This is a genomic window from Paracoccus laeviglucosivorans, assembly GCF_900182695.1.
In the GTDB taxonomy this organism is placed as follows: Bacteria; Pseudomonadota; Alphaproteobacteria; order Rhodobacterales; family Rhodobacteraceae; genus Paracoccus; species Paracoccus laeviglucosivorans.
This window is the reverse complement of the sequence record NZ_FXTK01000043.1, coordinates 1-10,980: the sequence shown is the minus strand read 5'-3', so window position 1 is coordinate 10,980 and position 10,980 is coordinate 1. Positions and strand designations below refer to the sequence as shown.

At 61.6% G+C, this 10,980-nt stretch carries 11 protein-coding genes; 2 read left to right on the top strand and 9 right to left on the bottom strand.

Annotated features, from left to right (window positions below; genetic code table 11):
* Positions 1-692: 692 nt before the first annotated feature.
* Positions 693-1,013: an IS110 family transposase gene (locus tag FN835_RS20285; RefSeq protein WP_142665059.1), complete on the top strand. Its 321-nt coding sequence runs from the start codon at positions 693-695 to the stop codon at positions 1,011-1,013.
* Positions 1,014-1,399: 386 nt separating this feature from the next.
* Here the strand turns inward: FN835_RS20285 and kduD are convergent, their stop codons facing one another.
* Genes kduD through uxaC form a run of 7 tightly spaced genes read right to left on the bottom strand, consistent with a single transcriptional unit; the run spans position 1,400 to position 7,570 of the window.
* Positions 1,400-2,125, bottom strand: coding sequence for a 2-dehydro-3-deoxy-D-gluconate 5-dehydrogenase KduD (gene kduD / locus FN835_RS20280; RefSeq protein WP_142665058.1), 726 nt, complete (start codon positions 2,123-2,125; stop codon positions 1,400-1,402).
* The gene (gene kduI / locus FN835_RS20275; protein ID WP_142665057.1) at positions 2,122-2,946 is read right to left on the bottom strand and encodes a 5-dehydro-4-deoxy-D-glucuronate isomerase; all 825 of its coding nucleotides are present in this window, start codon (positions 2,944-2,946) and stop codon (positions 2,122-2,124) included. Before kduI ends, kduD begins: the two co-directional genes overlap by 4 nt.
* Positions 2,947-2,957: 11 nt before the next feature.
* Complete coding sequence (locus FN835_RS20270) at positions 2,958-3,239, bottom strand: cupin domain-containing protein (protein WP_142665056.1); 282 nt, start codon at positions 3,237-3,239, stop codon at positions 2,958-2,960.
* Positions 3,236-4,516 carry a TRAP transporter large permease gene (locus tag FN835_RS20265; protein ID WP_142665055.1) on the bottom strand — a complete coding sequence of 427 codons (1,281 nt, stop codon included), beginning with the start codon at positions 4,514-4,516 and terminating at the stop codon, positions 3,236-3,238. Before FN835_RS20265 ends, FN835_RS20270 begins: the two co-directional genes overlap by 4 nt.
* Before the next feature lie 4 nt (positions 4,517-4,520).
* Positions 4,521-5,117: a TRAP transporter small permease gene (locus FN835_RS20260; protein WP_142665054.1), complete on the bottom strand. Its 597-nt coding sequence runs from the start codon at positions 5,115-5,117 to the stop codon at positions 4,521-4,523.
* A gap of 54 nt (positions 5,118-5,171) precedes the next feature.
* On the bottom strand, positions 5,172-6,143 hold the full coding sequence (locus tag FN835_RS20255) for a TRAP transporter substrate-binding protein (protein WP_142665053.1): 972 nt from the start codon (positions 6,141-6,143) through the stop codon (positions 5,172-5,174).
* A 20-nt stretch (positions 6,144-6,163) separates the two neighbouring features.
* Positions 6,164-7,570 (bottom strand): glucuronate isomerase, encoded by a 1,407-nt coding sequence (gene uxaC / locus FN835_RS20250; RefSeq protein ID WP_142665052.1) that lies wholly within the window; start codon positions 7,568-7,570, stop codon positions 6,164-6,166.
* Positions 7,571-7,655: 85 nt separating this feature from the next.
* On the opposite strand from uxaC, the gene FN835_RS20245 reads away from it, so the two are divergent.
* Positions 7,656-8,351, top strand: coding sequence for a GntR family transcriptional regulator (locus FN835_RS20245; RefSeq protein ID WP_142665051.1), 696 nt, complete (start codon positions 7,656-7,658; stop codon positions 8,349-8,351).
* Between the two features lie 128 nt (positions 8,352-8,479).
* On the opposite strand, the gene FN835_RS20240 is transcribed toward FN835_RS20245, so the two are convergent.
* Entirely contained in the window at positions 8,480-10,144 is a 1,665-nt protein-coding gene (locus FN835_RS20240) for a BCCT family transporter (protein WP_142665050.1), read from the bottom strand.
* A 98-nt stretch (positions 10,145-10,242) separates the two neighbouring features.
* Positions 10,243-10,980, bottom strand: a 738-nt coding sequence (locus FN835_RS20235; RefSeq protein WP_142665049.1) for an ArdC family protein, incomplete at its 5' end; no start/stop codon positions are given.

The following is a 10,980-nucleotide window of genomic DNA, read 5'->3' as shown; positions in this document are numbered from 1 at the left end:
TCAGGGCCGCATCTGCGAAGAGGGCGCTCCCGAAGATCTGTTCACTGATCCTTCCGAGGACCGCACCCGCGAATTTCTGGCGGCCACGCTGGACGGAAATCCTGCCTGATTGCGCGCAAAAGAGGAGCGTAGCCAGAACGTTGCTCACAATCACCTTGGAAAAAATACCAGAGCAAACTGAACTGAACGACATGTTGAGCGGGATCATCGAAACATATGCATTACCGCTCTGGCAACTCATCGAGCTGATTGCTCAGCGACATGGCAGGTCATTCTTCGCGACACCGACGGCAGGCGGCACACAATCCCGGTTCGGCAGCGCGGGGACATGCTTGCCCAGCGTTTAAGCGATTGGCCTCGAAGCATCGGTCGCGGTCAACCGGCCGCAAAGAGCCGCAGCGCCCGCGGAGCAGCAGTCGTCGCAGCCGACTGTGCCGCGCCTTCCGCTGCACCAACGAAGAGCTCCGCCATGCTGCGGTCGGAGCGAGTGTTGGTGATGGGCTCGAAGCGTCGACGATGAAGCCAACTTCCCGCATCGTCCGGTCCGGCTCCGATGCGGATGTCTCCGCCCGCCCGGATCATGCTATGCTGAGGACGTCTCGCATTTCAAATTGAGTTGGCAACATCATAACGGCCGACTTCAAGGGAGATATCCTTATAGTATTATAAAGGTCGCTCGAGGGCGGCCTTTTATGGTCAATTATTCCCGCAGCGCCAAACTGCGGCGGAATTGCAGCTCAAAGCGCTTTCAGATCGACGGCATCGTTCTTGCCGCTCCTGGCCTTCGCGGGAAACGGGCGATCGCCGGTGGTCGTCGTGCCCTCCGATACGTGATGTTCCAAGCGGCCCTAGTTGCGTCACACCACAACCCCCACCTGAGATCCTTCGCAGATCGACTTCGCAAGGCAGGTAAACCCCACGAGGTCATCATCACCGCCGTCGCCAGAAAGCTGGTCACCATCGCAAATGCAGTGTGCAAAAGCCGTCAGAAATGGGCGGACCATCCGACCTGACAGATACAGTTGCTAGGCAGAGCGCTGAAACTCCTATGGTAAGCTTGAGGTGCCCCCGAAAAAACCCGACCCCCAACGTAAGCCTAAACTTGCTGTATGTTGATCCACAAAACGAATGAGCGAAGACGCTCAGCGCCATTTCCGCTGGGACATTCGGCAGGTGCCTTGTCAGGAGATGTGTTGTGCTTCAATCCCGGCATTTATCGTGCCGAACGGATGTCCGACGGTGCAGCGTCATCGGATATGGATCTCGGACAAGCCACGCCAGCATAGCATCGATCAGTAGCTCACGCGGGGCAACAGCTTCGACCGGACGGCAATCTTTGTTCAAACCGCGCCTATAGAAGTGCGCGGGCGAGGATTAAGAAAGGGTGCCGTCCCCCTCGTTAACGGGCGAGCCAACCGCCATCGACATTGAGGGTCGCGCCGTTGATGTAATTCGCGGCAGGCGCGGAAAGAAACACCGCCGCCTGCCCGATATCGTCGGCGCGACCCCAGCGGCCTGCAGGGATCCGCTCAAGGATTGCACGCGAGCGTTCCGGGTCGGCGCGCAGGGCAGTGGTGTTGTTCGTTTCGATATAACCTGGCGCGATGGCATTAACATTCAGCCCTTGCGCCGCCCATTCATTCGCTAAGATGCGCGTGATGCCCGCCACGCCATGTTTCGCGGCAGTATAAGAGGGCACGCGGATTCCGCCCTGAAAAGACAGCAGCGAGGCGATGTTGACGATTTTTCCCCGACCTCGGGGCAGCGCCGCACGGGCGAAGGCCTGGCAGGTGAAGAACAGGGCTTTCAGATTGACATCCATCACCTCGTCCCAGTCCGCTTCGGTGAAATCGACCGAGGCGCTGCGTCGGATGATTCCTGCATTGTTCACGAGGATGTCGACATGCTCCACCGCGAACACGTCGCGCGCGGCCATCGGATCGGACAGGTCTAGGTGCATGGCGCGTCCCGATCCCATAAGCGCCAGCGTTTCATCACAATCGCGGCGGGCCGCCGCGATCACCTGGGCACCGGCCTGCGCCATGGCGACCGCGATGGCCTGACCGATCCCCGTATTGGCGCCGGTCACCAGCGCCACCTGACCGTCCAGCGAAAAGGGGCTCATCGCAGGTCCTCCGGCTGGATGAAGTCCATATCGGTGTAATCGACATTGTCGCCCGCCATGGCCCAGATGAAGGTATAACCCCCGATCCCGGCGCCGGAATGGATCGACCAGGGCGGCGACAGCACCGCCTGTTCATTCGCCACGAACAGATGTCGCGTTTCCTGCGGCTCGCCCATCAGGTGCAGCACGCGCGATTGCGGGCTCATGCCGTGATACAGATACGCCTCCATCCGGCGATCGTGGACATGGCTGGGGATGGTATTCCAGACCGAGCCATCTTCAAGCGTGGTGTAGCCGAGCACAAGCTGGCAGCTTTCCATGACCAGCGGGTGGATGAACTGACGGATCGTGCGCTTGTTGCTGGTTTCTGTGGCGCCGGTCCGCATTTCCTTGGCATTATCCATCGTCACCAGACGGCAGGGCAATTCGCGGTGTGCGGGGCATGAGACGATGTAGAAGCGCCCCCCTCCGCCAAAGGTGACTGCCCCCGAACCCATGCCCAGATACAGCACATCGCCGGTTTCCATATTCCAAGTCTGTCCTGCCGCCGCAACATCGCCCGCATCGCCGATGTTGACGATGCCCATCTCGCGCCGCTCGAGAAAGCTGTCGGTTCTGGTTTCCGCGATGCGGTCCAGCACCAGATTCCCGCCTGCAGGAACCGCTGCACCCACCACGAAACGGTCGTAATGCGAATAGACCAGCCGGATCTGCGCATCGGCAAACATGCCCTCGGTCAGGAAATGACGGCGCAGTTCGGCGGTATCCATACCCTTCGCGTGGTCCGGGTGGATCGCGTGGCGGGTTTCGACATGGATCATGGGGGTTCCTTTCATAGAAAATCGTCGCGGCGAGGGGTGAAGCTGTCGATCAGCTCGCCCGCCTCGAGGCATTCGCAGCCATGCTCGGCATCGGATGTAATGACGAAAGCATCGCCCGGTCCGACCTCGAACACGCGCCCGGCGACAGAAAAGCGAAAACGACCTGAGCGGACATAGGTCGATTGCACGTGCGGGTGGCTGTGCAGGGCGCCGCTGTCCCCGGCGTCAAAGGCAAAGCGGACAACCATCAGTTCCGGGGCATGGGCAAGAACGGTTCGGGTCGGATCGCTCATTTGAAGACACTCGGAAGCCAAAGGGAAAGTGCAGGGACGTAAGTCACCATCATCAGCGTGACGAAGGCCGCGCCGTAAAAAGGCCAGATGGTGCGCATCGCCTGCCAGATGCTGATACGCCCCACCGCGCAGCCCACAAACAGCACCGCACCTACCGGCGGGGTGCAAAGTCCGATGCCAAGATTGAGGATCAGGATGACGCCAAAATGCACCGGGTCGATCCCGAATGCTGTCGCGACGGGCAGAAAGATCGGCGTCGTGATCACGATCAGCGGCGACATGTCCATGAACGTGCCCAGAACCAGCAGGATCAGGTTCATCAACAACAGGATCACCAAAGGATTGGACGATATGTTCTGCAGGATTTCGACAAGCTGCGCCGGAACCTTCAGATAGGCCAACAACCAGCCGAAACAGGCTGCGCAGCCGATCACCAGCAGAACCATCGCAGTGGTGCGCACGGCGCCCTTGGTTGCCTCGATGAACTCGCTCAGCGGCAGTGTGCGATAGACCAGCACCGTGACCAGCAGCGCATAGACTAAAGCGATGTTTGAGGATTCCGACGCGGTGAACCACCCGGAGCGCACGCCGCCAAAGATGATCGCGATCAGGATCAGTCCCGGCATGGCCGACACGAATAGCCGCCACATCATCGCAAAGCCCGGAAACGGCTCGGTCGGATAGCCGCGCCGCTTTGCCACCCACCATGTCGCGATCATCAGGCTGGCGGCCAGGACCAGGCCGGGGATGATGCCCGCAGTGAACAGATCGGCGATCGACAGCCGCCCCCCCGCCGCGATGGAATAGATGATCATGTTGTGCGATGGCGGGATCATCAAGGCGATGATCGAGCTGACGACCGTGATATTGACGGCATAATCCACGTCGAAGCCTCGCGCCTTCATCTGCGGCACCATCAGGCCGCCGACCGCGCTTGCATCGGCAGCAGCCGAGCCCGACACGCCGCCAAACATCAACGATGCGACAATATTTACCTGACCTAGTCCGCCGCGCAGATGCCCGATCATTGACCCCGCCAAGGCGACGAGCCTGCGCGCGATATCGCCGCGCACCATCAAATCGCCTGCAAAGATGAAGAACGGGATCGCCATCAGCGCAAATACCGAGATGCCGCTGTTCAGACGCTGGAACACTACCACCGGCGGCAGCCCCAGATACAGCACGGTAAAAAAGCTGGACGCACCCAGACAGAAGGCGACGGGCGTGCCGATCAGCAGCAGCAGCGTGAAACTGCCGAAAAGTATCCACAGTTCCATCGCCTTACCTTTCCTTGCGCGGCGGTTCGTGCAGCATGGTTTCGGCCAGCCCGCCCTGTGCCAGGCCATCGGGCATGCCGTCTGCCGCGTCGTCCAGCTCGCCAAAGCGCGAGGTTCGCAGCCCTGCGGCGCGGCGCAGCACGCGTTCGAACGAAAACAGCACCAGCAGGACGCCGCCCCCGATCACCGGGGCGAAATCCCACAGGCGCGAGATGCCAAGACCCGGCACGACACCGCTTGCGGCGCGTGCGGCCAGTTGCCAGCCATACCAGGCCATGCCGAAGCCGAAGGCGAGAACGACCAGATCCGAAAGCGTGTGGAACCATGGTCGCCAGCCCTTGGGCATCAGCATCAGCCCGACATCGAAGGACAGGTGATACCCCTCCTTGACCCCGACGGCGGCACCCAGAAAAATGAACCAGCCCATCAGCATGATGCTGGCGGGTTCGGCCCAGAACAGGCTGCTGCCCAGCACATACCGCCAGACCACCTGTGCAAAGACGAACACGGTCATCAGGATCAGGCCAAGGCCCGCGATCCACAAACCCGCCGTCGCGATCGTTCCGGTCAATCCGGCCAAACGGATCAAAGCGTTCTTCATCCTGCCCCCCGCAGATGAAAAATGGCCGGCCCGGACAGGGACGGCCTTTCGGATTTACCGGGTTTCCTGGACGCGCTTCACCAGATCCTGCGCCTCGGGGGTGGTAACGTATTTCGCATAGACCGGCGCCATCGCTTCGATGAAGGCAGTTTTATCCACGTCCTTGACGATCTCGGCTCCGGCGGCGATGACCTTTTCTTCGCTGGCCTTTTCCTGATCTGCCCACAGCCGCCGCTGCAGCGTGGCCGAATTGCGCGCCGCGGTCCGCATGATCTCCTGATCCTCGGGGGTCAGCTTTTCCCAGCTTGCCTTGGACACTGCAACCAGCTCGGGAACCATCAGATGTTGGTCTAGCGTGAAGTATTTGGCCACTTCGGCATGGCCGGAACTGTCATAGCTGGGATAGTTATTCTCGGCCCCGTCGATCACCCCCGTCTGGATCGAGGAATAGACCTCGCCATAGGGCATCGGCGTGGCGTTTGCGCCAAGCGCTGCCATCATGTCGACGAACACGTCGTTCTGCATGACACGGAACTTCATGCCCTTCAGATCATCGACCGTGCGGATGGGCTTCTGCGAGTTGTAGAAACTGCGCGCGCCACCATCGTAATATGCCAGCGCGATCAGGTCGCGTTCGGCGAAATCTTCGGCGATCTCGGCTCCGATGGGTCCGTCCAGCACCGCGTGCTGATGTTCGGGCGACGTGAACAGATAAGGCAGAGACAACGTCTGCGTCACCGGCACGATGTCATTAAACGACCCGAAGGACGCGCGCACCATGTCGATCACCCCGAACTGGGTCTGCTCGATGGTGTCCTTTTCCTCGCCCAGTTGCGACGACGGGAACACCTCGATGCAGATGCGGCCACCGGTCTTTTCTTGGACCTCGGCGGCCATCGCCTTGACACCTTCGACGGTCGGATAGCCATCGGGATGGGTGTCGGATGAGCGAAGCGTGATCTCGCAGGCACCGGCGATGGATGCCGAACACAGAAGTGCGGCGAATGTCGTGGTCAAAAGCTTCATCTTGTCCTCCCTTGTGAAGCTCAGAGTCGATAGGCCTTCTTGGCGAGGCCATATGTCAGTTCGTGGGCCAGATCGGGCGCCTCCTCCTCGGTCAGGCGCCCGGTCGCGACCAGCGTCGCCAGATATGCGCAATCCACCCGCCGCGCGACGTCGTGCCGTGCGGGGATCGAACAAAAGGCGCGCGTGTCGTCGTTGAAGCCGACGGTATTATAGAACCCGGCGGTTTCGGTCGTCATTTCGCGGAAGCGCCGCATTCCCTCGGCGCTGTCGTGAAACCACCATGCGGGGCCGAGGCGCAACGCGGGATAGACCCCGGCCAGCGGCGCAAGTTCGCGCGAATAGGATGTCTCATCCAGCGTGAACAGCACCACCGTCAGGTCGGACCGCATTCCCACCGCATTCAGCAGCGGGCGCAAGGCTGCGACGTAATCGGTGCGACCGGGGATGTCGAAGCCCTTGTCGCGGCCGAATATCGCCATCACCTGATCGCTGTGGTTGCGTCGCGATCCCGGATGGATCTGCATCACCAGACCGTCGTCGAGGCTCATCCGGGCCATTTCGGTCAACATATGCGCGCGAAAGGTATCAGCCTCATGCGGGGTGCAATCGCCCTTCAGGGCCTTGTGGAACAGTGCGGCAGCGTCGGTCTGCGGCAGGTCCTCGGTCCGGGCGGTGGCGTGGCCGTGGTCGGTCGACGTCGCGCCGAACTGCTTGAAAAAGGCGCGGCGCCCGCGATGCGCGTCCAGATACCCCGCCCAGGTCGCGGTATCGCAACCCGTCTGCTCACCCAGCATCGCGACGTTCTCGGCAAAGCCCGTGAATTCCGGGTCTATCACGCCGTCCGGGCGATAGGCGGTCACAACCCGACCATCCCAGTCGCTGTCGCAGATCATCCGGTGCCAGCGCAGATCGTCCGTTGCCGCCTCGGTCGTGGCAATGACCTCGATGTTGAAACGTTCATAGAGCGCGCGGGGCCGGAATTCGGGACGGGTCAGGCAATCGGCGATATGGTCGTAATACCAATCGGCGGACTGCCCGTTCAGCCGACGTTCGATGCCGAAGACATGTTGAAAGCTGTGATCCAGCCACAGCCGGGACGGTGTGCCGGCAAATAGATGGTAGTGCTGGGCAAATAGCCGCCAGATCTTGCGCCCGTCCGTCTGGACCGGGCCGCCATCGGTGCGCGGAACCCCCAGTTCGGCCAGGGCCACCCCCTGCGACGCCAACATGCGAAAAACATAGTGATCCGGCGTGACAATCAACTGCGCGGGGTCTGGAAACGCCGCATCCTCGGCATACCAGCGCGGGTCGGTGTGACCATGAGGGCTGATGATCGGCAGATCACGGATCAGATCGTAAAGCTCACGCGCCATAGCGCGCGTCACAGGGTCCGTCGGGAAAAGCCGATCTTCCTGCAAAAGCGGCATCCGCGTTTCCTCCCCGAATCGCCTTGCTTCACTTCTAGTCATCTAATATGCTAGTCTGACAATGTCGTCAACCGATGGAACCGTCATGCCACAAGTCGATGCCGCTTTGCCTTCGCTGGACGACATGCGGCAGCGAACCGTAACCGATCAGGTGTATGATGCGTTATACGAGCGCGTGGTCGATCTGACGCTGAAGCCCGGCGCCAAGCTGTCCGAGGCTGAGGTCGCGGCTCAGATGGGGGTGTCGCGTCAACCGGTGCGGGACGCGTTCTATCGCTTGTCGCAGCTGGGTTTCATAAATATCCGGCCGCAGCGGGCGACGATCGTCACGCCCATTTCGGAAGTAGCGATCAGACAGGCTTTCTTTATTCGGCTTGCTCTTGAAATCGCCTGCATCCGTGCCGCAACGACCCGATTAACCGTCGATCAGCACGAAGCGCTTGGAGATGTGATCGCCCGACAGGCCGCGGCGGTCGCCGCCGACGACCGCGCCGCCTTCCACGCGCTGGACGATCAGTTTCACCACGATATCTGCGCGGGCGCGCAGTTGGAGTTTGTCTGGAATCTGATCAAGGACAACAAGGGCCACATGGATCGGGCAAGGTGGCTGACGCTGTCGTACAACGCGGAGAACGCCATGCGGGAGCACAAATCGATCCTTGACGGGCTGCAGGCGCGTGACGCCGAGATGGCGACGGCCGAAATGACCCGGCATTTGACGCGGATCGAGGAAACGCTGGCGCGCCTGCGCGCGGAGCGACCCGACTTCATGGGGCTGTGACCGCCACCGTCCCCCCAGGGACAGGTGACCAATTACCTCGGGTTGCCAAGCCGGTCCTACATGTCTTGTCCCGGCGGGCACGACAAGTGCAATCCGGGCCGGGCATGACCGCCCGGCCCGGTCAAGGTTCAGGCTAGTTCCCGCTTCTCGGCCCGCAATCCCTTGACGATGGCCCAGCACGCACCCAGCAGCACCAGCGTGAAGGGCAGCCCGGACGAGACCGCCATGGCCTGAAGGGCCGTCAGCCCCCCGCCCAGCAGCAGCGCAATGGCGACCAGTCCCTCGAAGCTGCACCAGAAGATGCGCTGCGCCACCGGGGCGTGAATTTTGCCGCCCGCCGCGATAGTGTCGATCACCAGCGAGCCGGAATCCGATGAGGTGACGAAGAACACGATGACCAGCACGATGCCGATGAAGCTGGAGATCGCGGTCAGCGGCAGTTGCGACAGCATCTGGAACAGCTGCAGTTCCAGCGCCGCATCGGTCACGCCAGAGAAGCCGGCTAGCGTCTCGGAAATCGCGGTGCCGCCGAAGGCTGTCATCCACAGCACCGAGATCAGCGAGGGCACGATCAGCACCGCGGTCAGAAACTGCCGCACGGTGCGCCCGCGCGACACGCGGGCGATGAACATGCCGACAAAGGGCGACCAGCTGATCCACCAAGCCCAGTAAAACGCCGTCCAGCCGTGGCGAAAGTTGTCGTCGGTCCGCCCGAACGGGTTGGACAGCGGCAGGATGTTGGCCCCGTAAGCGACCAGGTTGCCGAAAAATCCTTTCAGGATCTGCCAGGTCGGCCCGGTCAGGATCACGAAAAATAGCAGCAGGATGGCCAGCACCATGTTGATTTCCGAAAGTCGCTTGACGCCCTTTTCGACACCCAGCACGACCGAGGCAGTGGCGACGCCGGTAATGATGACGATCAGCACGATTTTGGCGGTCAGCGCGGTGCTCCAGCCGAACAGGAAATGGAAGCCAGCCGTTGCCTGCTCGGCCCCGATCCCCAACGAGGTGGCCAGTCCGAACAGTGTCGCCATCACCGCCAGCACGTCCACCACATGGCCCGGCCAGCCCCAGACCCGCTCGCCCAGGATGGGATAAAAGACCGAGCGCAAGGTCAGCGGCAGCCCCTTGTTATAGGCAAACAGCGCCAGGGCCAACGCAACCACCGCGTAGATCGCCCAAGGATGCAGGCCCCAGTGAAAGATCGTCGCGGCCATCGCCAGCCGCCGCGCGCCCAGTTCGTCCCCCGGCGCGCCCTCCAGCGGGGACCAGTCGGTGCGCACGCCGTTTTCGACCACCGGCCCGCCCAGAGCGGCGGTGAAATGGCCCAGCGGCTCACTGACGCCATAGAACATCAACCCGATGCCCATGCCGGCGGCGAACAGCATGGAAAACCAGCCCGTCAGGGTAAAGTCCGGAGTCGCCTCTGGGCCGCCCAGCCGGACCGAGCCCAGCGGCGAAAGGATCAGGCCCAGACACAGCAGCACGAAGATGTTGCCCGCGAACAGAAAGAACCAGTCGAAATTGCTGGTGACGACGTCGCGCAACCCGCCGAAGAACGGCCCCAGGACCGAGGGAAACAGCAGCGTCGCCGCAGTGAAGACTACTACTGCGACGCCGGAGATCATGAAAACCGGGTTGTGGATGTCGAACGCAACCGGCTTGACCCCTTCGATATTGTCCCGGCCGATCTCGTAATCGGTCGCGATGATTTGGGTCGGGCCCTCGGGCGGCGGCAGGGCCTCGATGCCGGCGTCGGCGATAAATGGTTCGGATAGGCCTGGCTGTGACATGCATCCCTTTCTCATTTGAGTTTGATTGGGCGCCGAAGGCTTCGACTTGACGCGAAACGCGCCTGAAGGTTGAGGATTTCACAATTTCTTTATGAATGCTACCGCGACAGCCTGACTGACGCGGCCGGGGCATGGTGAGCCGTGCGCCTCCAGGCCGCATCTATGCGCCCGGCTGCCTGCCCGCCGGACACTTCGATGAGATAATCTGCCGCCTTTTGCGCCTCGGTCGCAGCCTTGAAGATCATCCGCTTGTCATCCTTGAGCGCGCGTAGCCAGCCTTCGACATAGGCGGCGGACTGGCCAAAATCCGGCATCAGGCCCAATTGGCTGCAGAGCATGCAATTGCCGATTTCCGCGATCAACTCCTCGAACGCGTAGGCCTTGCGGTCGGTGAACCGGCTGAAACGGTCCAGACGGGATACATGGCCGCTCCAATGGCAGGCCTCATGCGCCAAGGTGGCATAATAGGCCCCAGCAGAGTGGAAGGTCGCGACGTCTGGCATGTGGATGACGTCGGCACGCCGGTCATAATAGGCCTGCGCCTCGGCGCTATGGCGGATCTCGGCGCTGGTGGCGGCAAAAAACGCGTCCAGCCCCGCATCGGGTTTGGTGCCCAGATCGCGCGCGGGTTCTACCGCAGACGCGGTGAATTTCTCCGGCAGTCCGTCGATCTGATCGGCATTGAACACGCGGTAGCTTTTGAGAAACGGGACCTGGCGTTCGTCACCGCTGGTCTCATCTTCGCGGGCGATGGTACCGTATTTGACCACGGTGGCGCTTTTCTCGCCCTTGCGCACCTGCCCGCCTGCGGCCTCGGCCTGTTTATACGTGAACCA